Here is a 24,446-nt window from a genome sequence, read left to right on the forward strand (position 1 = left end):
CCCGAACAACCCCGCCCCGCGTCCCCACTCCCCCATGACCAGCTTCGGCAACAGCGCGTTGAACACCGTCACCACCACGCTGCCCTGCGCGTAGAGCAAGATCAACCGGGCGAGCGGGGCTGACCGGGGACCTCGTGAGCCGCGACCGGAATCGGAATCGGAATTGGGAACCCGAGCCACCGCAACCGATTCAGCGCCTGGCTCGACCTCTAGAGCAAGCCCCCGCCCAACGCCAGCACCAGCACGGGCACCGGCACCGGCACCGGCACCGGCACGGGCACGGGCACGGGCACCGGCACCGGCACCGGCACGCCCACCAACCCCCGCCACCAAAACCGCCGACACCAAAAACGTCCCCGCATTGAAGACCAACAACGGCGAAGCCCCCAACCGCTGCACCAACAACCCCCCGACCGTCGCCGACAGCAACATCCCGCCCTGCGTGGCCATCTCGTAGTTCGCGTTGAACCGCCGCACCTGCGAGGCCCGCACCCGCTCCTTGACCATCGCGTTGCTCACCGGGAAGAACAGCGCCGCCACCACCGCCAAAGCGAAGTTCGCCGCATACACCCCCACCCCCTGCGCCCCGCCGCAGGCCAGCCACACCGGCAGGGCCAGGGCCAGCACCGCCGACGCCAGATCGCACCCGATCCACAGCCGCCGCCGGTCGTGCCGGTCCGCCAGCCGCCCGAAGTACGGCGAGAGCACCACCTGCGGCACGGCCACCGCGACGAACAGCAGGCCGACCGACAACATCGTCCGGTCGTCCCGGATCATCAGCAGCGCCCCGGCGATCAGCTGCACGTTGTTGCCCAGGGCGGTGACGAAAGCGGCGGGTACGAGCAGCCGCTCGGCCCGCCGCGTGGCGCTTGCGAGTTCCATGAGCCCCAGTCTCGACAGGTTCGCTGACACCGACTGTCAGTGAAAACCAGCAGGGAAAGTGAAAACCAGCGGGGAATCGAAAGCCGGCAGAGCAGCCCCAGCCCTCAGACCCAGGCGAAACGCAAACTCACTCCTCAGGCCGCCGGAACACGACCACCAGCACCCGCAACGCCAACACGCTGGCCACCGCCAAGAAGCTGTACCCGAGGAACTGGTACAGGCTCACCGACTTCCCGACCATCGGCCCGTTCTGCCGCCCGACCATCAGCACCCCCATCACCCCGGACGTCGCCGCGAGCACCGTGATCAGCACCTGGTGCACCAGCCGGGTCACCACCTCCCGGTCCCGCCGGTCGGCGAACAGCCGCACGTTCACACTCAGCTTGCCGCCCTCCAGCGCCCCGACCAGCCGGTCCACCCGGCGCGGCAGCCGCCGCAGCATCGGCACCAACGCGGCCAACTCGGCCGTGGCCTCACGCTTGAGCGCGTCCGGCGTCAGCTTCTCGGCCGCGTACCCGCCGGCCAGTTTGCGCGCCTCGGTGACGATGTCGAAGTCGTGCGTCAGCTCGCTCAGCGTCCCCTCCAACGTCCCCAACGCCCGGAACACCGCCGCGACCTCGGCCGGGACCGCCAAGCCGTGGGAGGTGACGATCCGGAACAGGTCCGTGAACATCGCGACGTCGAACCCTGAGTCGCGGCGCAGATGCCGCGCCGTGAACCGCCCCAGGTCCCGTTCCAGCGCGGCCTCGTCGATGTCCTCCGGCGCCGTCATCACCTCCAGCACCGCGTCGCACAGATACAGCGGGTCCCCCGCGTCGACAGCCGCCAGCAGCCGCTGCATCGACGACCGCAGCGCGGAGTCCAGCCGGCCCACCGAGCCGAAGTCGAGCATCCCCAGCCGGCCGTCGGGCAGCAGCAGGATGTTGCCGGGGTGCGGATCGGCGTGGAAGACGCCGTCGATCATCACCTGCCGCAGCAGATAGTCCAGCAGCCGCTCGGCCAACTCGCGCGGATCGATCCCGCGCTCGGCCAGCTCCGGCATCGCCCGCCGCAACGGCACGCCGTCGAACCGTTCCATCACCAGCACCCGCGCCGAGGACTGCGCGGTGAACGCCTTCGGCACGGCCACCCCCTCGACCCGGGTCACCGCCACCGCCGCCAGGTTCCGGGCCTCGATCCGGAAGTCCAACTCCTCGCGCAGCGCGTTCGCGAACCCCTCGGCGAGCGCCACGACGCCCAGCGACCGGGCCCAGGACGTGCGCCGTTCCAGCGTCCGGGCCAGCCGCCGGATGATGTCCAGGTCGCGGTTCACCTGCGTGGTGACGCCGGGCCGGCGCACCTTGACCACCACCTCCTCGCCGGAGAGCAGCCGCGCGGTGTGCACCTGCGCGACCGACGCCGCGGCCAGCGGCTCGCGGTCGAACCGGTCGAAGACCTTCCCGACCGCTCCGTACTCGGCGGCCAACACGGCCTCGATCTCCGGCCACGCCACGAAGGCGGCCTGGTGTTGCAGCAGCGAGAGCTCGTCGACGACCTCGGCCGGGAGCAGATCGCGGCGGGTGGACAGGATCTGGCCGAACTTGATGAACGTCAGCCCGCCCTCGTTCAGCGCCTCCCGCAACGACCGGCCGATGTTCGCCTGCGGCCGCCGGCCTCGCAGATAAGGACCGAGGCCGTGGCGCATCAGGATCATGGTGAACCGCCAGTACCGGCGGGAGCGCGCCACCCGGCTGCGCAGGCCCCTGACCCACTCCAGCGGGGTCGGCAGGCTGCCGCTGGGCGCCAATGCCTCAGCGACCACCAGGAACACCATGCTGGGCAGCAGGATGACCAGCATCGCCAACACCAGCAGCAGCGGCTTCCTGGCGTCCGCCAGGGTGCCGTCGGGCAGCTTGGGACCGAGCATCGCGTTCAGGATCGGCGCGGACGCCGCGAAGGAGATCCCGGCGGCGATGATCAGCCGGGTGGCCGAGAACCGGACGCCCAGCAGCCGCCGCACGACGGAGCCGAGCACGACCACCGTCACGATCCAGGTCACCAGGAACATCGGTCCCTGCAAGTAGCTCATGCGGCGACCTTATTGGTCGCCGCAACCGCAATGGCGCTGTTCACGCACCTGCGCTCGCGGCGCCGGCCACCGGCTTGAGGCCGGCCGCCGGCACCAGCTCCGACTCCGGCTCGGGCTCCGACTCAGGCTCCGGCTCGGGCTCCGGCTCGGGCTCCCTCATCTCCGGCAGCTCGGCACGCAGCGGGATCGCGCCGGGGACGTCGTCGGTGAGCAGCGGTGAATCCTCGTCGAGGATCGGGCTCACGGTCGAGGTGCAGAAGCTGCACCGCCGGGCCCGCGCCGGGATCTGCTGCAAGCACTCCGGGCAGGGGCGCTTGGAGTGCGACAGGTCGTGGTGCGGGTTCAACTCCTCGGTGAGCTTGTTCACCGGCAGCACGATGAGGAAGTACAGCGTGGCGGCGGTGAGCAGGAAGCTGATGCCGGCGTTGACGAACAGCCCGTAGGGGAAGGTCGTCTTGCCCAGCGAGAAGTGCTTCTGGCTGTAGTCGCCGATGCCGCCGGTCGCCCAGCCGATCAGCGGCGTGAGGAACGCCCCGGTGAACGCGGTGACCATCGCGCTGAACGCGGCGCCGATGACGACGCCGACGGCCAGCCCGATGACGTTCCCGCGCACGACGAATTTCGCGAAGCCGTTCATTGACCCCCCTGGGTCTCACAGGATACTGACAAGATTCGCGCGGCAGCATGCCACATCCGGTCGGCGCCTGGGAAAACGACCTCTCGCCCGGAGGTCGGGCGACGCTACTTCTCCAGCGGTTCCTTCTTCGCCGATTCCTGCTCCACCGATTCCTGCCCGACCAGATTCGTCTCCACCGGCTGCTTCTCCGCCGATACCTGCTCGACCAGACCCGTCTCCACCGGCTCCGCCTCCGCCGGCTCCGCGCCCCGCGTGCTCCACAAGCTGGTCACCGTCGTGATCGCCAGGACCCCGATGATGACCCCCAGCGAAACCGCGATCCCGATCGTCGGCACGGTGACCGGCCCGATGTGCTCGACCCCGGAGCCGTGCAGCGCCTCGAAGACCATCTTCACGCCGATGAAGGCCAGGATCGCCGACAGCCCGTAGGACAGGTGCACCAGCCGGTCCATCAGTGCGCCGAGCAGGAAGTACAGCTGCCGCAGGCCCAGCAGCGCCAGGGCGTTGGCGGTGAAGACGATGTACGGCTCCTTGGTCAGCCCGAAGATCGCCGGGATGGAGTCCAGCGCGAACAGCAGGTCGGTGGAGCCGATCGCGACCATCACGATCAGCATCGGGGTGAACCGCCGGTGCCCGCCGACGTGCGTGACCAGCCGCGCGCCGTCGTAGTCGTCGGTGGTCTTCACGGCCGTGCGCACCCGGCGCAGCAGCCGGTTCTCCTTGAAGTCCTCCTCGCCGCCGTGCCCGGCGGCGAGCTTGACCGCGGTGTAGACCAGGAACGCGCCGAAGAAGTAGAAGATCCAGCTGAACTGGTTGATGACCGCGCTGCCGACGCCGATGAAGATGCCGCGCAGCACCAGGGCCATCACCACGCCCCACAGCAGCACCTGGGACTGGTAGGCGCGCGGGACGCGCAGCTTGGTCAAGATGATGACGAAGACGAACAGATTATCGACGCTGAGGCTGTATTCGGTGATCCAGCCGGCGAAGAACTCGCTGCCGTAGCGATGGCTGGTGAAGTACCAGACACCGATGCCGAACAGGATGCTGGCGGCGACGATGGCGGACACCCAGACCGCGGCCTCGCGGGTCTTGATCGCGTGCGGGTAGCGGATGCCGTGCCACAGGTCCAGGCCCACGGCCGCGGCCAGCACGGCGATGGTGACGATCCAGACGGTGAGGCTGACATGCATTGCGGGGCTCCTCCGGCGTTGTCAAGACGTGCACAAGCGCCGGAAGTCTTCTCCGCCTAAACCGCAGCTCAGGCTGGGGGACCGGGAGCTTTGAGGCTCCGTGATGACGGCCCGTCCGATTGGGGAGTACTCCCCTCCGATACCTCGATGGTCCCAGGAGCGCGGGCTATAACGCAAACCGAAGTACGGACGAGCGCCGAATCTGCTTTAGTGGACACGGATCTATGTGGTTTAGACCACACCGATAGAGCACACCGGTAAACCACACCGATCCGGGTCACCGAACCGCACCGAGGGAGAAGCCCATGGAGTCCCTGCCGCCGGAGCTGTCGCCGACCGGATACCTCGCCGAGGTCCGCCGGGTGCTGGAGCATATCGAGAAGACCCAGCTGGACGCGGTCGCGGCGGCCGGCGCCCTGGTCGCGGACTCGATCGCGAACGAGGGCGTGCTGCAGGCGTTCGGGACCGGGCACTCCGAGGCGCTGGCGATGGAGGTGGCCGGGCGGGCCGGCGGGTTCGTGCCGAGCAACAAGCTGGCGCTGCGCGACCTGATCCTGTTCGGCGGGGAGTCGGTGGACTTCCTCAACGACCCCAAGATCGAGCGCCGGGAGGGGCTGGCCAAGCGGATCTACGACCTGGCGCCGGTCGAGCCGCAGGACGTGTTCATCATCGCCTCCAACTCCGGCGGCAACGGCGTGATCGTGGACCTGGCCGAGCACGTCACCTCGCTCGGGCACAAGCTGATCGCCGTCACCTCCCTGGAGCACACCGCGCGCATCACCTCGCGGCACTCCTCCGGCAAGCGCCTGAAGGACTTCGCCGACGTGGTGCTGGACAACGGCGCCCCGTACGGCGACTCGGTGCTGCCGCTGCCCTCCTTCGGCGCGAACGTGTGCGGCATCTCCTCGGTCGGCAACGCGGTCCTGGCCCAGGCGATGATCGCCGAATCGATCCGGCTGCTGGCCGAGCGCGGCATCGAGGCACCGATCTACCTGTCGGCGAACGCCATCGGCACCGACACCCACAACGACGAGCTCGAGGCGAGATACGCCGGACGGATCCGGCGCTCGGCGTCCTGAACGCGGGCGGCTCGGCGTGGAATAGATCACCACCCGCCGGTCGCTGATGGTTAGGCTGGACGTGAACGGCCGGACAGCCCGACGAGACGGATGAGGTGCTTCACAGTGGTCGCGCGCAAGGATCCCAAAGCTCTGTACGAGCTGGCGCCCGGCACACCGGGCCTGGCCGGCGTCGTCATGCTGCACCAGATGGAAGGCTTCATGGACGCCGGCGGCGCCGGCCGGCTGGCCAGCGAGCACCTGCTGGACCAGTTCGACCACCGCCTGGTCGCCTCCTTCGACGTGGACCGGCTCATCGACTACCGCAGCCGGCGCCCCACGATGACCTTCGACAAAGACCACTACGACCACTATGAAGACCCGGCCCTGGACTTGCACCTGCTCACCGACGGAGCCGGCAAGCGCTTCCTGCTCCTGGACGGCCTGGAGCCAGACCGCGAATGGGAACTGTTCGCCCTGGCCGTCCGCAGCCTGGTAGAGCACTACGACATCAGCATCACGGTCGGCATGCACGGCATCCCCATGGGCATCCCGCACACCAGGCCCCTGGGCATCACCGCCCACGCCACCAACCCCGGCCTGGTCGACACCACAGACCAGCCGGTCCTGGACCGCCTCCAGGTTCCCAGCTCGGCGGCCTCCCTGATGGAGTACCGCCTGGGCGAATGGGGCCACGACGCCGCCGGCTTCGCCGTCCACGTCCCCCACTACCTGGCCAGCTCCCTGTATCCGCAAGCTGCGATCCGCCTCCTGCGCGCCGTCTCCGAAGCCACCGGCCTGGTCCTGCCCGACGTGGAACTGCGCGACGCCGCCCGCCGCGCCTCGGAGGACATCGAGCGCCAGGTCCAGGAATCCTCCGAGGTCGAGGACGTAGTGCGCGCCCTGGAGCGGCAGTACGACGCGTTCAACGTAACGGACCGCAAGAACCTGCTCAGCGACAACGACGGCAGGATGCCCACCGCGGACGAACTGGCGGCGGAGTTCGAGCGCTTCCTGGCGGACCAGGACGGACCGCCCACGGCGCCGTGAACACCGCCCCTTCATGAGAACCCTGATTCTCCAGATTCTCCAGATCGAAGACCGCCGCACCCGACATGATGGTCGGATGCGGCGGTCTTTGCGTTATATGGACGCGGTCAAAGTACTGGCCGGCGGCGAGAACCAGCTCATCAAACTGCTGGACGACGCCAGCGCCACGATGCTGCTCGGCGCGGGCGTGTTCGACCTCTTCGAAGCACGGGAACAGGCGCTGCGGCTGCTGGGGAAGGTGCTGGACCGGTTCGGGGAGAAGCTGCGGGGCATCGATCGGCTGACGCGGACTGAGCGGATTCATGCGGCGCATGAGGTCATACGGATAACTGCGTACTTTGATGCTCTCGCTGATGCTTTGGGCGAGTGGAGGGTGCGGTTCTCGGCCACCGAGCAAGCCCAGTTGGCCTCCGAACAAGCACAGTTGGCCGCCGAGGCACCCGCAGACACGGGATGGCGCAAGCTCTTCCAGGTCTTGAGCGAGACCACCCGCATGCCGCTGTTCGAGTTCGAAGACTCCGGCGCGGACTTCCGATCCCTGTCGGCACGGGTGGATCCCTATCTGCACACCCTCGGCTTCTGGGACTCGCTGGACGATACCGAGACGGACACGCTCCAAAAGCTGATCCTCGAGCGGGTACCCATCGACGCCACGACCCGCTACCACGAGTACCTGCGGCAGCTGGCCGTCGACTGCCCCGAGTTCGAGGTCTGGCTCAATCTCGAAGCGCACGCCGCGACCCGTGAACGACTGACAACCGGCCTCGCCGAGCTGGAGCAGTTGCTCGCGCCCTTGAGCAGCCCGCTGTCGGCCGGGCCGCTGGAATCGTTGAACCGCGCGCACCGAGCTGCCCTGGACAAGCCGATCGTCCTCACCGACGGCCCTGGCCCAGGCTCCGCCCTCACGCCGCCGTCGCTGGGCGAGGGGTACGTGAGCCACCGGTTTCGGCTCGCGTTCGCGGGGCTCCCCATCCAGGACTGGGACAGCCCGGAGGTGCGCGACGACCTGCCCGGCGCGCTCGCCTCCTACCTGATGTCGCGGCACGCCCCGACCGTGCCGCTGCTGGTCCTCGGCCAGCCGGGTTCGGGCAAGTCGGTCCTCACCCGCGTCCTGGCCGCGCGGCTGCCCGCCGAACGGTTCCTGCCGATCCGCATCGAGCTGCGCCACGTCAACGCCGACGCGGATCTCCAGGACCACATCGAGTCGGCGATCCGGGACCAGACCGGCGAACGCGTGCAGTGGGCCCCGTTCGTGAAGGGCCGGCCGGACCTGCTGCCGGTCGTCATCCTCGACGGGTTCGACGAGTTGCTTCAGGCCACGGGTGTCATGCAGACCGACTTCCTCCAGCGCATCGAGCGCTTCCAGGAGCGCGAACTCGACCAGGGGCGCTCGGTCGCGGTCATCGTCACCACCCGCACCGCCGTCGCCGATCGGGCCGTGGTCCCCTCCGGGACGCCGGTCATCCGGCTGGAACCATTCGACGACGAGCAGATCGCGGCGTGGGTCGGCATCTGGAACCGGAAGAACGGCGCCTCGCTCGTGGAACGAGGCGTGGAACCGCTGTCGACGACCACGATCGCGCGGTATCGCGAGCTCGCCGAGCAGCCGCTACTGCTGTTGATGCTCGCCCTCTACGACGCTGCGGACAACGCACTGGCGGCCATCGACCCGGACCTGGACCAGGGGTCGGTCTACGAGCGGCTACTCAAGGAGTTCGCGCGCCGGGAGGTGATGAAGGACCCCGGTGTCACCGACGTGGATCAACGGGTCGAGGCCGAGCTCCTCCGCCTGTCCGTGGTCTCGTTCGCCATGTTCAATCGGGGTGCGCAGTGGGTCGATGACGAAAGCCTCACCAAGGACTTCCAGGCCCTGGGCATATGGGAGGGCACGCATAACGACAGCACCCTGCGATCGACGCTGAGCACGGGGCAGAAGATCACCGGTCGGTTCTTCTTCGTCCACGGCGCGAAGACCATGCGCGGCGAACGTGAGCTTCAGACTTACGAGTTCCTGCACGCGACCTTCGGCGAGTATCTGATAGCCCGCCTGGTGAACCGCCTGCTCGGGGAACTGGCCGCACAGCGTGACGCGCTCTACAACGCCGTCTCCTACACGGCCAACGATGGATTGCTACGTGCTCTGCTCAGCTACGACTGTCTCGCGTCCCGAGCACCGATCATGGACTTCCTGACCGCCATGGTCGACCGGTGGAGCGCTGAGAAACGCGCGTCGGTGACGACGGTTCTGCTCACGTTGTTCCACGCGGCATACGACGGCCGTCCGGCGAACCCCATGCCCGACTATCAGCCGGGCAGGATGGACTTGGTCAAGCGGTACGCCATCTGGCGTGCGAACCTTGTGCTGCTCGCGGTCACCGTCGGTGGATGCATCACCTACGCACAGCTCTTTCCTGGCAAACGCAGCGCCTGGGCGCCGGAAGCGCATACCTGGTATGGCCAGTTGCGTAGCGAAGGCTGGATCGGCCTGATCAGCCGCGTCAGGTTGACGCGGACCATGAAGGACGACGATCGCCTGATCCGATTGGAGAGACCAGATATCGAGCCGGGCCCCGACCGCATCGGCTTTGAATGGACGTTCACGCCCACCGGAATACAAGACTTCGCAGGCCTCCGTATCTCTACCGACTCGAAGCTCGCCCACGCAAGTGCCAACCTTCTTACAGATCACTTCCGCGACCTGGACACCCACTCGCTACTGCCGTTGTTCCACGCCGCTTCAGAACTCAGCCGGTCGATCGTGGTAACGGCCGACAACCGCGTCGTGTCGGCGGGACACGTCCTGCTCGCAGCCCTGTTCGCACCGTTCGCGAAATCGCCGGTCCCGCACGAGGTCACAGACCTGCTGGCATTCACCGAAGCAGCAGCGTGGGATCCGGGCTCCGAGCAGGGAACGTTTCGCTATGCCGCCGCGACCCTTCTCGTCTCCGCAGCGGAATTCGGCGACCTCCCCGCAGACGCCCGTGGGGACCTGTTCGACCTCATCGACTCGCTGCCCGAATCCCGACATCGCAACGTTCTGCTGCAACGGCTTTCGGCGGCGCCACTACCTCCTACAACGCCAACTCCGCCAACCCCCGCAGCGTCTCCGACTCCCGAGCCGTCACCAGCAACGTCGTCACCGGAGACTCCCGCCACGCCGCCAAGCGCTCCTTGATCCGCGCTGTCGGGCCGACCAGCGAGATCTCGTCGGCGAAGGCGCTGGGGACGGCCATCACGGCCTCGTCGCGCTTGCCGTCGAGGAACAGTTCCTGGATGCGGTCGGCTTCGGCTTCGTAGCCCATGCGGACCATGAGGTTCTTGTGGAAGTTCGCGCCCTTGGCGCCCATGCCGCCGACGTAGAAGGCCAGGGCGCCCTTGATGGGCCACAGGGCCTGTTCGATGTCGTCGGGGGCGGGGCCGGTGAAGGCGAGGTGGACCATGGCGGTGATCTCGAAGCCGTCCTTGGCGCCGGCGATCTGGTCGGCGTAGACCTCGGGGCGTTCGGGGACGTAGTAGAGCGGGAGCCAGCCGTCGGCGATCTCGGCGGTGAGGGCCACGTTTTTGGGGCCTTCGGCGCCGAGGAAGAGCGGGAGGTCCTTGCGGAGCGGGCGCAGGTTGGTGCGCAGGGGCTTGCCCAGGCCCAGCGAGTCCAGGCCCTGATACGGCAGCGGGTAGTACTCGCCGTCGTTCGTTACCGTCTCGCGTCGCAGGACCTTGCGAATCACGTCCACGTACTCGCGCGTGCGGGCCAGGGGCTTCGGGTACGGCCGGCCGTACCAGCCCTCGACCACCTGCGGCCCGCTCAGCCCCAGCCCCAGGATGACGCGGCCGCCGGACAGGTGGTCCAGGGTGATGGCGTGCATGGCGGTGGCGGTGGGCGTGCGCGCGGCCATCTGCGCGATGCCGGTCCCGAGCCGGATGCGGCTGGTGCTGGCCGCGAGGTAGGCCAGGGGCGAGAACACGTCGGAACCCCACGACTCGGCGGTCCACACGGAGTCGTAGCCGAGGTCTTCGGCCTCCTTGGCCAGGCCGACCCAGTCATACTCGGGCGGCTTGGAGGCCCAGTAGCCGAGTTGGAGGCCGAGTTTGAGGTCCGCGGTCATGGAGGCTCCTCGCCGGGGGCTGGGACGGAACTAGAACACGTTACAGTATGCGCGACGGCAGCAGCCTACGGGTGCTCGTGGCTGGTCGCCAGAGGCGATACGACGTTGTAGGTGAGAGCGGCGGTAGCGGGGTCGCATTCGTTGCGGAGCAAGGCGTCCTGCGGGACGACCCACCCTGACTCGATGAAGATCTGCTTCGCCGCGGCCCGTAGCCCCGGATCCGCGCGTGCCTTGTCGACCCAGTCCTGGGGCGAGTCGAACAGCTCGCGTAAACGCGCGGACCGTTCCAGCAACGCGGCGAGGAGCGTGGGCTGGGCGGTGGGAGTGAGCGGCTTTCCGTCTTCGCCGGCCAGCACTCCGGCGGCGTTGGCGTACAGATACGCGGCCTCCAGCCGCTCCCCCGACGGCAGCACCATCGGGTACTCGTCGCGGGACAACAGGACCCTGCGGTAGCGGGGAAGCTCGGTATCGTCCACGGCTCGCAGTTGTTCGGCGTCTAGGAGCGTCAGAACGACCCGCGCCTGCGCCACGCTGCCGGGGTCGGCAAACGGGGAATTAGCGACGTAGCCGTTGAGCGCGACATGGGCGGATACGCCGATGCCGAGCCCTGATACGGTCAGCGGCGTCATCGGAACCACAGACGGCAGCGCGAGGCGGGTCAGCTTGTAGTGGAGCTGTGCGGGTGCCGCGTTGGAGCCGATCGCGATGACCGGATGGCGTTTCCCGGTCGGTGGCTGAGCGAGTTGCTCAAGTGCCGCGTCCAGAAAGTCAGCCCCCTGCACACGCCAGCGCCCCATCGGCCCAGCGCTCGCAGTCATCTCCAGCACCTGCGCACCCGACAGCAACGCGGGCTCACCGATCACCCGGCCGGGATAGCTCAACGGATCCAGGGCCGGCACGTCCCCCATCACCAATTCCGCCCCCGCGCATTGGCCACCATCACCGCGAACGGCGGGATGAACGCCGCCACGACACTCATCGCGATCGCCAGCCCCGGCGAGAACAGCCGCACGACCGTCCACGCGAGGATGACCAGCACCAGGCACGTCCCCATCATCGCCAAGTACACGTGCTCACGCGTGTGTTGCGACAACGGCGCACGCTCCCGCAGCCGCTCCTCCGGCTCCTCGACCGGCCGGTACGGCGGAATGTCCCGCCCAGGCTGCCAATGCGCCCCCTGCCGGATGTGGCGCACCACGACGATCGCGTCAACCAGCGCGACGAGCCCGACCACCGCGCAGAAGACCACGAACCCGACCGCGTGCTGGGTGACGAAGAAGACCACCCCGCCGATGGCACTGGCCACCCCGATCAACGCCATGACCAGGCGCATGCGCAGCGGACTGCGCGCGTGCATGGGCTCGTCGCCGCTGCGGATACGGTGGGGATCGAACCTGGTCATGGCAGTACTCCCGGTCCTCTTTTCCAGAGTAATGCCCGGCACGGTGCCGGGGATATCACCGACACGCGGCGGTGGCGGGTGGGGCGGCATGGGAGCAGGCGGACTCGGCGAGCAGAAGCAGGCGGGCACGGCCACCAAGAGCAGGCAGGCTCGGCCAGCGGGTCTCGGCGCGGCGCCGGCCACTCAGTGGCGAACAGAACAGCCACGGCACCTGCCGCATTGCGGAACCGGCAGGGCACGTTCGGCGAGCTGGCAGCACACAGCTTGGCGCTTGCTGGCCGAGCCACGGGCCTTGCTCCGGTCCGCGAATCAGGCACGCGGGCCGGCGCTGGCATCAGGGGCAGCGGCGGCATCAGAGGCAGTGCGCTCGCGGCTGTTTGCCACGCGTGGATGTTCCCGAGCGGTGGGGCCTGCTATCTAGGCCAACCCCACCGCGACAACTGCATCCCGCGCGCGAATCCATGCAGCGGCAGCCGTCGGCGACCCCATAGCCGGCCAGCCACGCGTCCCGGTTGCGGAACCATCGGCCCGCGACCGACCAGACCACCGAGCAAGCACGCCGCACCAGCAACCGCCCCGGGCTGACAGCCCCACGCGAGCCAACAGCCCACCAAGGCCCGCGAGGCCAGCCGCTCCACGCCAGCCAGCCGCCAGCCGCCCCAAGCCAACCAACCAACCAACCAACCAACCAACAGCCCCTACATAGCCGCCTGCATAGCCCGCAACTCCTTCTTCAACTCCCCAATCTCATCCCGGAACCGAGCCGCCAACTCGAACTGCAACTCCGCCGCAGCCGCGTGCATCTGCTGCGACAAGTCCTCGATCAGCCCCAGCAGCTCCTCGGCCGGCTTGCCGGCCAGGTCCAGGGTCCGCACGCTCCCCTTCGAAGCCACGCCCGGCACCGGTGCCTTGCCCCGCGACTGCTGGCGCCCGGAGCCGCCCAGGAGCTCGGCGGTGTCGGCGTCCTCGCGTAGCAGCAGGTCGGTGATGTCGGCGATGCGCTTGCGCAGGGGTTGGGGGTCGACGCCGTTGGCCACGTTGTAGGCGACCTGCTTCTCGCGGCGGCGGTTGGTCTCGTCGATCGCCAGGCGCATCGAGGGGGTGATCGTGTCCGCGTACATGTGGACCTCGCCGGAGACGTTGCGGGCGGCGCGGCCGATGGTCTGGATCAGGGAGCGGCCGCTGCGCAGGAAGCCTTCCTTGTCCGCGTCCAGGATCGCGACCAGGGAGACCTCGGGCAGGTCCAGGCCTTCGCGCAGGAGGTTGATGCCGACCAGGACGTCGTACTCGCCCAGGCGCAGCTCGCGCAGCAGCTCCACCCGGCGCAGGGTGTCGACCTCGGAGTGCAGGTAGCGGGTCCGGACGCCGCGTTCCAGCAGGTAGTCCGTCAGGTCCTCGGACATCTTCTTGGTCAGCGTCGTCACCAGCGAGCGCTCGTTGCGCGCGGCCCGGGCCTGCACCTCGGCGACCAGGTCGTCGATCTGGCCCTGGGTCGGCTTGAGCACCACCTGCGGGTCGACCAGGCCGGTCGGGCGGATGATCTGCTCCACCGGGGCCTTCGAGGGCTCGTCGCGCTGCTTGGCCAGCTCGTACGGGCCGGGCGTGGCCGACAGGTACACCGTCTGCCCGATCCGCTCCTCGAACTCCTCCCAGCGCAGCGGCCGGTTGTCGATCGCCGACGGGAGCCGGAAGCCGTGCTCGACCAGCGTGCGCTTACGGGAGGCGTCGCCCTCGTGCATGGCGCCGATCTGCGGGACGGTGACGTGCGACTCGTCGATGACCAGCAGGAAGTCCTCGGGGAAGAAGTCGATCAGCGTCGAGGGCGGGGAGCCGGCCTCGCGGCCGTCGATGTGCCGCGAGTAGTTCTCGATCCCGGAGGTGAACCCGACCTGCCGCATCATCTCCAGGTCGTACGTCGTCCGCATCCGCAGCCGCTGCGCCTCCAGCAGCTTGCCCTGCTTCTCCAGCTCGGCCAGCCGGTCGGCCAGTTCGGTCTCGATCCCGCCCAGCGCCCGCTCCATCCGGTCCGAGCCGGCGACGTAGTGCGTGGCCGGGAAGACCCGCAGCTCCTCGTCGACGGTCAGGATCTCGCCGGTGACCGGGTGCAGCGTCATCAGCCGCTCGACCTCGTCGCCGAACATCTCGATCCGGACCGGGTGCTCCTCGTAGACGGGGAAGATCTCGACGGTGTCGCCGCGGACCCGGAACGTGCCGCGGGTGAAGGCGACGTCGTTGCGCGCGTACTGCATGTCCACGAAGCGCCGCAGCATCTTGTCCCGGTCGTGCTCCTCGCCGACCCGCAGCCGCACCGAGGCCTTCAGGTACTCCTCCGGCGTGCCCAGGCCGTAGATGCAGGACACGGTCGAGACCACGACCACGTCCCGCCGGGTCAGCAGCGAGTTGGTGGTGGAGTGCCGCAGCCGCTCCACCTCCTCGTTGACCGAGGAGTCCTTCTCGATGTAGGTGTCGGTCTGCGGGACGTACGCCTCGGGCTGGTAGTAGTCGTAGTAGGAGACGAAGTACTCGACCGCGTTGTTCGGCAGCAGCTCGCGGAACTCGTTGGCCAGCTGCGCGGCCAGCGTCTTGTTCGGCGCCATCACCAGGGTCGGCCGCTGCAACTTCTCGATCAGCCACGCGGTGGTCGCCGACTTACCGGTACCGGTGGCGCCCAGCAGCACCACGTCCTGCTCCCCGGCCTCGATCCGCCGGGCCAGCTCGGCGATGGCCGCGGGCTGGTCGCCGGCGGGCTGGTAGTCGCTGACGACCTCGATCGGGGCGACGGTGCGGGTGAGTTCGGACAGAGGGCGCATGTTCAAAGGCTACGCGGCGGCTCCGACAAGCACGGGAACGTCGCGAAGGCGTCTGGAGCGACAATCACCTCATGCCACACGCGCCACTCCTGATCCTGGTCCACAGCCCGTTGGTGGGACCCGCCACCTGGCAACCGGTCGCGCGGCTGCTGCGCGGACACTACGACGTCCTGGTCCCCAGCCTGCACGGCATCGCCGCCGGCCCCGGGCCGTACGCGCACCGGTTCGCCGAGGCAGTCGCCCGGAATGCACACCGGGACGAGACCGTCCTCGTCGGCCACAGCGGCGCCGGTGCTTATCTGCCGGTCATCGCGGACGCCCTCGACGAGCGTGTGATCGGCACCGCCTTCGTCGACGCGCAGCTCCCCCGCCCCGGCCTGAGCGACTTCGACGCCTCCCCGGCGGACTTCGGCGAAGCCCTGACGGCGATGACGCACGACGGAATGCTGCCGCCATGGGACCAGTGGTTCCCCCAAGAGGTAGTAACAGAGCTGATTCCGCAGGCAGCACAACGAGAAGCCTTCCTGGCCGAGCTCCATCCGATCGCGCTGGCGTACTTCCAGGAGCCGGCTCCGGAGACCGCGAGCTGGTCCGCGACGCAGCACAGCACACAGCGCACACCGTGCACCTACCTCCAACTCAGCGAGGGCTACCAGCGGCAAGCCGACCGCGCCGAAGCCCTCGGCTGGCCCACGACCCGCCTGGCCGCCGGCCATCTGGCCGTCCTCACCGACCCCGAGCCGATCGCCGACTTCCTGTCAGAGTTCGTGGAAGACCTTGCCAACAAATGATCCCTGCTCAATACTGCGCACTAGCGCGCGCCAGCGGTCTAGACCACGCAAGACCACGCACTCTCAAGCACCGTTTCGCTCAAAACCATGCACCGCTCCCACCTAGTGAACCGGGCAGGTCCATGCGATCCCTCCGTATCCTCCCGGCGGCCGCCCTCATAGCCGCCGTCATCCCCGTCTCCGCCGTCGTCGCACCACACACCGCGCAAGCCGCCGCGCACGACGCCACTCGCGCCGCCGCGGCCGCAACCCCAACCGCAGCCGCCTCCGGCCCGCCACAAACCGTCCCCGCCGTCCGTACCTGGACCGCGGCGTCCGGCTCCGGCTCCTACGCCTGGACCGCGGCGAGCCGCGTCGTCATCGACCCGGCCTACGCCGGCCAACTCCAGGGCGACGCGAACACCTTCGCCACCGACCTGTCCGCCCTCGAAGGCCGCGTCGTCGGCGTGGCGCAGGGCCAGGCCGGTCCCGGCGACATCGCGCTGACGCTCGGCGGCCACCAGCCGACCGAGGGCTACACGATGACTGTCGGCGGCGGCATCTCAATCCAGGGCAGCACCACCACCGGCGAGTTCTGGGGCACGCGCACCGTGCTCCAGCTGCTCCATCAGGGTCCGACGATCGCCGCCGGCACCGCGACCGACTCCCCGGACAAGGCCGAGCGCGGGCTGATGCTGGACACCGGGCGCCGGTTCTTCGACGTGGCGTTCGTGGAGAACCAGATCCGCGAGATGTCCTACCTCAAGATGAACTACCTGCACCTGCACTTGTCGGACACCTACGGCTTCCGGCTGGAGAGCGACACCCACCCGGAGATCACCTCGCCGCAGCACTACTCCAAGCAGGACATCAAGGACATCATCGCGCTGGCGAACCAGTACCACGTGACCGTCGTCCCGGAGATCGACATGCCCGGGCACATGGACGCGATCCTGTCCGCCGAGCTGGGCATCGGCCACGACTACCGGCTCAAGGACAGCTCGGGCAACGCCAGCTCCAGCTACATCGACCTGACCATCCCCGGCGCCCGGCAGCTGATCAGTGACCTGATCAATGAGTACGAGCCCTTGTTCACCAACAGCCCGTACTGGCACCTCGGGGCCGACGAGTACGTGACCAACTACAGCTCCTACCCGCAGCTGCTCACCTACGCCCAGCAGAACTACGGCGCGAACGCCACCGCGAAGGACACCTTCTACGGCTTCGTGAACTGGGCCGACGGCATCGTGCGGACCGGCGGCAAGACGATGCGGATGTGGAACGACGGCCTGAAGTCCGGCGACGGCACGATCACCGTCAACCCGGACATCATCGTCGAGTACTGGAGCAACACCGGCCTGTCCCCGCAGCAGGTCATCGACGCCGGGCACACGATAGCCAACGAGGCGTACACGCCGACGTACTACGTCTACGGCGGCCCGAAGCCGGACACGACGTGGATGTACGAGTCCTGGAACCCGGACCTGTTCGACGGTTCGGCCACGATCACCAACGACGCCGCGAATCTCGGCGCCCTGATTCACGTCTGGTGCGACAGCCCGGGCGCGGAGACCGAGGACCAGACCGCCGAGGGCATCAAGTACCCGATGCGCGACCTGGCGCAGATGACGTGGAACACCCCGAAGCTGGTCCCCACCTACGCCGCGTTCGTCCCGATCATGGACGCCGTCGGCCGCAACCCGCTCTACCCGAAGCCGACCATCGCCGGCGACCTGGCGCAGGGCAAGCCGACCACGGCTTCCAGCATCGAGACGCCGAACTTCCCCGCCGCGAACGCCACCGACGCCGATCTGAGCACCCGCTGGTCGAGCCAGTACGTCGACCCGACGTGGCTCCAGGTGGACCTCGGCTCGGTGCAGACCGTGAACCGCGTGGTGCTGGCCTGGGAGACGGCCTACGGGAAGAACTACCAGATCCAGCTGTCGAACGACGGCACCAACTGGACCACCGTCTACACGCGTAGCAACGGCACCGGCGGCACAGAGACGTTGACGTTCCCGGACGCCACCGGCCGCTACCTCCGCATGGACGGCACGGCCCGCGGCACCCAATACGGCTACTCGCTCTGGGAGTTCGAGGCCTTCGACGACACCGACTCCGGCGTCCGCGGCACCCACACGATCACCACGGGCACCCAGGCCCTGGACGACCCGGCCAGCTCCACAGCCACCGGCACCCAGCTCATCACCTGGGGTCTACAGGGCGGCAAGAACCAGCAGTGGACCTTCACTGAGCAGGCCGACGGCTCCTACCAGCTCACCAACGGCGTTTCGGGGCTGTGCATGGACGTGACCGGCAGCTCCTCGTCGCCCGGCGCGGCCGTGATCCAGTGGACGTGCACCGGGAACGCGAACCAGCACTGGAACGTGACGGCGCTGGCCGGCGGCGGCTACACGATCGCCTCGGCGAACAGCGGTCTGCTGCTGACCACGGCGTCCACGGCGAACAACGCGCTGGTGACGCAGGAGAGCAAGAGCGGGAGCGCGTTGCAGCACTGGACGATCAGCTAGTCAAGGCAAGGTTCTCCGGTCACATCGACCCTGTTCGCATCAACTCTGTTCAGATCGACTCTGTTGAGATCGGCCCACATCAAAGTTCCAAGGCGTACCGGTTCAGCGTCCGCCCGGGGATGGAGCCCGAAGGCACCACTCCGACACGGACGAAGCCCATCGCCTCATAGAACGGCTCGGCGTTGGGGTCCGCATCAAGCACGAGGGTGCGGAACCCAGCGCCGCGCGCCATCGCGACCATGTGGCGGAACAACCGGCCGCCCACGCCTTTGCCGATCAGATCGGGGTCGACGAACAGCTTCCCCAACTCGCCCTCCGGCGGTTCGCCGTCCAGCGAGGCGACGCCGACCACCCGTCCCGCGATCTCGGCGACCGTGAGGCGGGAGGGGACCACCTCCTCGGCGTGGAGCGTCAGCTCCGCCCGGCAGCGCTCCATGAACTCCGCGCTGTAGCCCCAATGGGCCTTGGAGCGCAGGACCAGCTCGGTCAGCGCCCCCACCTCGTCCGTCCGGGCCGGCCGCACCGTCACGTCCACCACGTCCACCACTGTGTTTTTCTCCCGCCGGCCTTGGATTCTGCTTGGAAAAGCTCGACTCGTGCCCGCATCTGAGAGATAACTCTCGGGCATCCCCGCCACCCTCGAAGGGAGTACCTGTGAGACTCCGCAAAACCCTACTCGCGACGCTCGCCGCGGGCGCGTTGGCCTGCGTCGGCGCCCTCGCGCCGGGCAGCGCCTCGGCCACGCCGCCGAGTGCCGGTTACACAATCGGGATCGGTTCGAACGGCACGTTCTCGGCCCAGTCCGACTCTCCGGCCGGGGCCTTCGTCGACCGGGACGGCACGTTCTACTTCCAGGAGTCGTACTCGGGCTACGGGTCGACCGACAGCCGAGTGTGGCAGTTCTACTCCGGCAGCAACTTCGACGACGCCACCTTGAACTCCACGATCAGCAACTCGGTCAACCCCACCAACTCCCAGGACGCGAACAACAACACCACCTGGCGCTGCGACAACAGCCCGACCGGCGTCACCGCCACCAGCGCCGGTTCCGGCTCCGGCTACACGCAGCCGAACTTCTGCGACCTGATCGGCACGTGGGTGGACCCGGACACCGGGAACTGGATCGGCCTGGTGCACAACGAGTTCACGCCGCAGCCCTTCGGCGACGGCCTGCACTACGACGCCATCGACTACGCGGTGTCCACCGACCGGGGTATGACCTGGAAGATCGAGGGCCACGCGATCACCTCGCCCTACAGCACCACCCGCAACGACACGACCGCGTTCCCGAACCAGACCTACTACTACGGCGACGGCGACCAGCGGCTGTACGTCGACACCGCATCAGGCTACTTCTACGTCTACTACGGCTCACGCGTCGTCCCGAAGGGCGGCGTCGCCGGCAGTACCGGCGGCCTGGCCCACGTGGCCCGGGCCCCGATCAGCGGCAAGATGGCGACCGGCACCTGGCAGAAGTGGTACAACGGCAGCTGGTCGCAGCCCGGCGTCGGCGGCCAGGAGAGCAACATGGAGCCGGTCGACTCCACAAACCCCACCGGCTACACCGACCCGGCCCACGACTACAACCCCGCCAACACCGGGACCGTGGACCAGCAGGTGTCGGCCGGGGAGCTGCCCTCGAAGTCGCCGCTGTTCATCATGAACATCACCTACGACGCCTACCTCGGCCTGTACCTCGGCACGCCCGAAGTGATATCCGGCACCGCTCCGCAGCAGTATTACGTCACCGACGACCTGTCGACGCAGAAGTGGTACTACATAGGCGACTCAGGATCCAACTACACACAGGGATCCTGGTACCGCTGGTTCGCCGACAGCGGCAACAAGTGGGACCCGAGCATCGTCGGCAAGTCGTTCCGCGCGTACTGCTCGGTGGCCTGTGTGAACAACGCCGGCTCGCTCTACACCAACGAGACGATCGACTCCACCGCCCCGGCGCAGCCGCCGATCGACACCGCCAAGACCTACACGATCGGCACCTCGGCCGGCCGAGTGCTGGCCCAGGTCGCGAGCAGCTCGGCGACCACGTCCGACGCCGCCGCGAGCGGCTCGGCGCTGGAAGGCTGGCAGTTCACGGCCAACGGCGACGGCTCCTACCGCGTCACCAACGCCGGCACCGGCCAGGCCCTCGGCGTCAACTCGGCGTCGACCGCCAGCCGGGCCTGGGGCACCGCACCGACCGCGACGGCATTGTCCGGCGCTACCGGCAGCGTCGGGCAGCAGTGGTGGATCGTGCCGGTGACCGGGCAGAGCGGAAACTACAAGCTGGTCAACAGGTACAGCGGCCTGGTCGTCGCGCTGTCGTCGACCACCTCGCGGCTGGCCGAGACCACACCGGCGCGCGCCTGGAACGACACCTCGGGCAGCAGCGTCGGCGGCGGCCGGACCGCGGCCGAGCAGGCGCTGGCGTTCACCCCGACGACGTCGTCGGGTGCTGAGACGGTGACCGTGGCGAACCCGGGGACGCAGACCACGGCGGTGAAGACCGCGGCCTCGTTGCAGATCACGGCCTCCGACAGCCGGAACAATGCCCTGACGTACTCCGCGACCGGCCTGCCCGCCGGGCTGTCGATCAGCGCCTCGGGCCTGGTCTCCGGCACGCCGACCGCGACCGGTTCGTCGAGCGTGACGGTGACCGCGTCGTCCGGGACCGCGAGCGGTTCGACGACGTTCAGCTGGACGGTCGGCTCGGCGCCGGTGAGCTTGAATAGCACGCACACGCTGATCGCTTCGGGTCAGGCGTTGGACGATCCGAACCATTCGACGGCTACGGGAACGCAGCTGGACACGTGGACGCCGAACGGCGGCTCGAACCAGAACTGGGTGTTCACCCAGCAATCGGACGGTTCGTACCAGATCGTGAACCAAGAGTCGCAGCTGTGTATGGATGACAACGGCGGGTTCACGACCACCGGCAACGCGGTGATCCAGTGGACCTGCACCGGCAACGACAACCAGCACTGGACGGTGGCCCAGGCGCCGAACGGCGGGTACACGGTGACGAACGTGCACAGCGGCCTGCTGGTGACCACCGCCTCGACGTCGAACGGCGCGCTGGTGACCCAGGAGACGAACAGCGGGTCGGCGCTCCAGCAGTGGACGATCGGCTGACGGCGGCGTCCTCGGACGGCAGCGTTCCTCTGACGGCGGCGTCGCCCTGACGGCGGCGTTGCCCGCCGAACACCGCGGGCGCCCGGGTCACGATGACCCGGGCGCCTGCACTTTTCTCATCATCGCCTTGGATTCTGCTTGATAGTGCTCGACTCTTTGCTCGATATTGAGAGATAACCGTGTGGTACCACCGGATGAACGTTCAGAGTGGAACGGAGTACTCGTGCGACACCCCCGCAAGACCCTGGCCGCGGCGACCGCCGCCGCGACCGTCGCGGCCCTGGCGCTGCTGCCCTCGGGCCAGGCCTCGGCGGCGTCCGGAGCGGCCGGAGCGCCGCCGGCGTACCAGATCTCGATCGGCGCCGTGAACAGCTTCGCCTACCCGGACGACACCCCGGCGTCGGCCTATCTCGACACCGACGGCTCCTTCCACTTCCAGGAGTCGTACTCGCTGTACGCCAAGACCGACCCGCGTTCCTGGGAGTTCTACAGCGGGACGAACTTCGATGACGCGACGCTGGACACCGGCCTGAGCAACGCGGTGAACCCGGCCAACTCCCAGGACTCCAACAAGGACACCACCTGGCGCTGCAACAACAGCCCGACCGGGCTTGAGTCGACATACATGAACAACGGCACCGGCTACTACTCGCAGCGTAACTACTGCGACCTGTCCGGCACCTGGGTCGACCCGGACACCGGCGACTGGTACGGACTGGTGCACAACGAGTTCACGCCGCAGCCCTTCGGCGACGGCCTGCACTACGACGCCATCGACTACGCGGTCTCGCACGACCACGGCAAGACCTGGTCGATCCTGGGCCACGCGATCACCTCGCCGTACAGCACCACCCGAGGCGACACCCAGGCCTTCCCGAACCAGGCGTACGACTACGGCGACGGCGACCAGCGCCTGTTCGTGGACACCGCATCAGGGTACTTCTACGTCTACTACGGCTCCCGCGTCGTCAACAAGCCGGGCACCGGCGGCACGCAGAACGGCGGCCTGGCGCACGTGGCCCGGGCCCCGATCAGCGGCAAGATGGCGGCCGGCACCTGGCAGAAGTGGTACAACGGCAGCTGGTCGCAGCCCGGCATCGGCGGCCTGGAGAGCAACATGGAGCCGGTGAGCGCCGCGGACCCCGCCGGCTACACCGACCCGGCGCACGACTACAACCCGGCCACCACCGGCACCGCCGACCAGCAGATGGCCGCCGGCAAGCTGCCGACCAAGTCGCCGCTGTTCATCATGAACATCACCTACGACGCCTACCTGGGCCTGTACATCGGCGAGCCGGAGACGGTCGGCCAGACCGGCAAGGAACCGCAGCAGTTCTACGCCACCGACAACCTGGCGACCCAGAAGTGGCGGCTGATCGGCGACTCCGGCAGTTACGTGTCAGGGTCCTGGTACCGCTGGTTCGCCGACGCCGCGAACCAGTGGAGCCCGACGATCGTCGGCAAGACGTTCCGCTCCTACTGTTCGATCGCGTGCGCGACCTCGGACGGCGAGTACGCGGACGTCACGATCGGCACCTCGGCCCCGGCCAAGCCGGTCGTGAAGCCGGGTCAGAACGTGGTCATCAACAGCGGCAACGGCCGGGTGCTGGCGCAGAGTGCGGGCAGCTCGACGGTGACGTCGCTGGACGCGTACTACGGCTGGGCCCAGGCGGCGTGGAACATCGCGCCCACCGGCGACGGCTCGTACACCGTGGTGAACGCGGTGACCGGGGACGCGCTCGGCGTGGACTCCTCGAAGACCGCCTCGCGCGCCTGGGGCACGGACGCCTCCGCGACCCCGATCGGCGCCTCCGGCCCGACCGTGGGCCAGGAGTGGTTCGCGGTGCCGAACACCGCCTCCCCCGGCTCCTACCGCCTGGTGAACCGGGACAGCGGCCTGGCGCTGGGAATGTCGTGGGACAAGTCGCGCTCGGCGGAGACCACGCCGGTGCGCACCTGGACCGACACCACCGGCAACGCGGTCGGCGGCGGCCGTCAGCCCTCGGAGCAGACGCTGACGTTCACCCCGGCCCACCCGGCTCAGGGCCCTGAGGTCGTGCACGTGGCGACGCCGGGGAACCAGGCCGGCGTGGTCGGAACGGCGGCGAGTGTGCAGGTGAACGGCAGCGACTCCAAGGACAAGGCCCTGCACTACTCGGCCACCGGACTGCCCGCCGGCCTGTCGATCGACGCCCACAGCGGTCTGATCAGCGGCACCCCGACCGCCTCCGGCACGTTCGCCACGACGGTCACCGCCTCGTCCGGCCACACCTCGGGCAGCGCCACGTTCACGTACGCGGTCAGCCCGAAGCCGGTGGACCTGTCGGGCGTGCACACGCTGACGGTGTCGGGGCAGGCGCTCCAGCCGCCGAACGGTTCGAAGAACGGCGGCGACCAGTTGGTGACCGGCACCGCGACGGCCGGCGCGGCTGGCCAGCAGTGGACGTTCGCGCGTCAGACGGACGGCAGCTACACGCTGACGAACGGCGACTCGGGCATGTGCGCCGACGACAACGGCGGGAACACCGCTGCCGGGACCGCAGTGATCCAGTGGTCTTGCTCCGGCGGCGTGAACCAGCGGTGGACGGCGACGCAGCTGCCGTCGGGGTTGTGGACGCTGAAGAACAACCACACCGGATTGCTGATGACAAGCGCGTCAACGGGTAACGGTGCGCTGGTGGCGCAGGAGCCTGACAGTGGGTCAGCGCTTCAGGAGTGGACGCTGAGCTAGTCGACAGCGGCTCAGCCGAACCGAGGCCGTCGCGGGGATTCCTTCGCGGCGGCCTCGGTTTTTCGCCTTGTTCGGGGCG

Annotated in this window: 16 protein-coding genes; 7 read left to right on the forward strand and 9 right to left on the reverse strand. The window is 68.4% G+C overall.

Features of this window, described 5'->3' with window-relative positions; all coding sequences use genetic code 11:
- The 4 genes from IZR01_RS22580 to IZR01_RS22595 all read right to left on the reverse strand — a co-directional run.
- Positions 1-882: MFS transporter (locus IZR01_RS22580; RefSeq protein ID WP_194925013.1), on the reverse strand; the 882-nt coding region annotated here is incomplete at its 3' end.
- 127 nt (positions 883-1,009) lie between these two features.
- Positions 1,010-2,950, reverse strand: a complete 1,941-nt coding sequence (locus tag IZR01_RS22585) for an ABC1 kinase family protein (protein ID WP_194894058.1) — start codon at positions 2,948-2,950, stop codon at positions 1,010-1,012.
- Between the two features lie 40 nt (positions 2,951-2,990).
- Entirely contained in the window at positions 2,991-3,587 is a 597-nt protein-coding gene (locus IZR01_RS22590) for an MscL family protein (protein ID WP_194894057.1), read from the reverse strand.
- A gap of 104 nt (positions 3,588-3,691) precedes the next feature.
- Positions 3,692-4,780: a TerC family protein gene (locus IZR01_RS22595; RefSeq protein WP_228560010.1), complete on the reverse strand. Its 1,089-nt coding sequence runs from the start codon at positions 4,778-4,780 to the stop codon at positions 3,692-3,694.
- 305 nt (positions 4,781-5,085) lie between these two features.
- Between IZR01_RS22595 and IZR01_RS22600 the strand changes: the two genes are divergently transcribed.
- The 3 genes from IZR01_RS22600 (at position 5,086) to IZR01_RS22610 (ending at position 10,063) form a co-directional block, all read left to right on the forward strand.
- Positions 5,086-5,859 carry a sugar isomerase domain-containing protein gene (locus tag IZR01_RS22600; RefSeq protein ID WP_194925014.1) on the forward strand — a complete coding sequence of 258 codons (774 nt, stop codon included), beginning with the start codon at positions 5,086-5,088 and terminating at the stop codon, positions 5,857-5,859.
- A 90-nt stretch (positions 5,860-5,949) separates the two neighbouring features.
- The gene (locus IZR01_RS22605; protein ID WP_194894055.1) at positions 5,950-6,888 is read left to right on the forward strand and encodes a proteasome assembly chaperone family protein; all 939 of its coding nucleotides are present in this window, start codon (positions 5,950-5,952) and stop codon (positions 6,886-6,888) included.
- Positions 6,889-6,964: 76 nt separating this feature from the next.
- Entirely contained in the window at positions 6,965-10,063 is a 3,099-nt protein-coding gene (locus IZR01_RS22610; RefSeq protein ID WP_194925015.1) for an NACHT domain-containing protein, read from the forward strand.
- Here IZR01_RS22610 and IZR01_RS22615 read toward each other — a convergent pair.
- From IZR01_RS22615 to uvrB, 4 genes are all read right to left on the reverse strand, one after another.
- Positions 9,960-10,991, reverse strand: coding sequence for an LLM class F420-dependent oxidoreductase (locus IZR01_RS22615; RefSeq protein ID WP_194894053.1), 1,032 nt, complete (start codon positions 10,989-10,991; stop codon positions 9,960-9,962). The genes IZR01_RS22610 and IZR01_RS22615 overlap by 104 nt on opposite strands.
- A gap of 65 nt (positions 10,992-11,056) precedes the next feature.
- Positions 11,057-11,899, reverse strand: coding sequence for a hypothetical protein (locus IZR01_RS22620; RefSeq protein WP_228560012.1), 843 nt, complete (start codon positions 11,897-11,899; stop codon positions 11,057-11,059).
- Positions 11,899-12,393 (reverse strand): DUF6343 family protein, encoded by a 495-nt coding sequence (locus IZR01_RS22625; RefSeq protein WP_194925016.1) that lies wholly within the window; start codon positions 12,391-12,393, stop codon positions 11,899-11,901. The genes IZR01_RS22620 and IZR01_RS22625 overlap by 1 nt, the downstream gene beginning before the upstream one ends.
- Positions 12,394-13,091: 698 nt before the next feature.
- Positions 13,092-15,203 carry an excinuclease ABC subunit UvrB gene (gene uvrB, locus IZR01_RS22630; protein WP_194894050.1) on the reverse strand — a complete coding sequence of 704 codons (2,112 nt, stop codon included), beginning with the start codon at positions 15,201-15,203 and terminating at the stop codon, positions 13,092-13,094.
- Between the two features lie 71 nt (positions 15,204-15,274).
- On the opposite strand from uvrB, the gene IZR01_RS22635 reads away from it, so the two are divergent.
- Both IZR01_RS22635 and IZR01_RS22640 read left to right on the forward strand, forming a co-directional pair.
- A complete protein-coding gene (locus IZR01_RS22635) occupies positions 15,275-15,994 on the forward strand; it encodes an alpha/beta fold hydrolase (RefSeq protein ID WP_194925017.1) in 720 nt (239 codons plus the stop codon).
- A 122-nt stretch (positions 15,995-16,116) separates the two neighbouring features.
- Positions 16,117-18,504 carry a family 20 glycosylhydrolase gene (locus IZR01_RS22640; RefSeq protein WP_194925018.1) on the forward strand — a complete coding sequence of 796 codons (2,388 nt, stop codon included), beginning with the start codon at positions 16,117-16,119 and terminating at the stop codon, positions 18,502-18,504.
- Positions 18,505-18,583: 79 nt separating this feature from the next.
- Here IZR01_RS22640 and IZR01_RS22645 read toward each other — a convergent pair whose 3' ends face one another.
- The gene (locus IZR01_RS22645) at positions 18,584-19,042 is read right to left on the reverse strand and encodes a GNAT family N-acetyltransferase (protein WP_323746300.1); all 459 of its coding nucleotides are present in this window, start codon (positions 19,040-19,042) and stop codon (positions 18,584-18,586) included.
- Positions 19,043-19,158: 116 nt separating this feature from the next.
- On the opposite strand from IZR01_RS22645, the gene IZR01_RS22650 reads away from it, so the two are divergent.
- Together IZR01_RS22650 and IZR01_RS22655 are read left to right on the forward strand one after the other, a co-directional pair.
- Positions 19,159-21,636, forward strand: a complete 2,478-nt coding sequence (locus IZR01_RS22650; protein ID WP_194925019.1) for an RICIN domain-containing protein — start codon at positions 19,159-19,161, stop codon at positions 21,634-21,636.
- A gap of 223 nt (positions 21,637-21,859) precedes the next feature.
- Positions 21,860-24,367, forward strand: a complete 2,508-nt coding sequence (locus tag IZR01_RS22655; RefSeq protein WP_194925020.1) for an RICIN domain-containing protein — start codon at positions 21,860-21,862, stop codon at positions 24,365-24,367.
- The last annotated feature ends 79 nt before the right edge of the window (positions 24,368-24,446 follow it).

Source organism: Catenulispora pinisilvae (genome assembly GCF_015356865.1).
Lineage (GTDB): Bacteria > Actinomycetota > Actinomycetes > Streptomycetales > Catenulisporaceae > Catenulispora > Catenulispora pinisilvae.

What these genes read in the sequence shown, in the direction of transcription:
- IZR01_RS22610 (WP_194925015.1), top strand. Translation starts at nt 6,965, where the DNA reads ATGCGGCGGTCTTTGCGTTATATGGACGCGGTCAAAGTACTGGCCGGC.
- uvrB (WP_194894050.1), bottom strand. Translation starts at nt 15,203, where the DNA reads ATGCGCCCTCTGTCCGAACTCACCCGCACCGTCGCCCCGATCGAGGTC.
- IZR01_RS22625 (WP_194925016.1), bottom strand. Translation starts at nt 12,393, where the DNA reads ATGACCAGGTTCGATCCCCACCGTATCCGCAGCGGCGACGAGCCCATG.
- IZR01_RS22600 (WP_194925014.1), top strand. Translation starts at nt 5,086, where the DNA reads ATGGAGTCCCTGCCGCCGGAGCTGTCGCCGACCGGATACCTCGCCGAG.
- IZR01_RS22620 (WP_228560012.1), bottom strand. Translation starts at nt 11,899, where the DNA reads ATGGGGGACGTGCCGGCCCTGGATCCGTTGAGCTATCCCGGCCGGGTG.
- IZR01_RS22590 (WP_194894057.1), bottom strand. Translation starts at nt 3,587, where the DNA reads ATGAACGGCTTCGCGAAATTCGTCGTGCGCGGGAACGTCATCGGGCTG.
- IZR01_RS22595 (WP_228560010.1), bottom strand. Translation starts at nt 4,780, where the DNA reads ATGCATGTCAGCCTCACCGTCTGGATCGTCACCATCGCCGTGCTGGCC.
- IZR01_RS22615 (WP_194894053.1), bottom strand. Translation starts at nt 10,991, where the DNA reads ATGACCGCGGACCTCAAACTCGGCCTCCAACTCGGCTACTGGGCCTCC.
- IZR01_RS22605 (WP_194894055.1), top strand. Translation starts at nt 5,950, where the DNA reads ATGAGGTGCTTCACAGTGGTCGCGCGCAAGGATCCCAAAGCTCTGTAC.
- IZR01_RS22585 (WP_194894058.1), bottom strand. Translation starts at nt 2,950, where the DNA reads ATGAGCTACTTGCAGGGACCGATGTTCCTGGTGACCTGGATCGTGACG.
- IZR01_RS22635 (WP_194925017.1), top strand. Translation starts at nt 15,275, where the DNA reads ATGCCACACGCGCCACTCCTGATCCTGGTCCACAGCCCGTTGGTGGGA.
- IZR01_RS22640 (WP_194925018.1), top strand. Translation starts at nt 16,117, where the DNA reads ATGCGATCCCTCCGTATCCTCCCGGCGGCCGCCCTCATAGCCGCCGTC.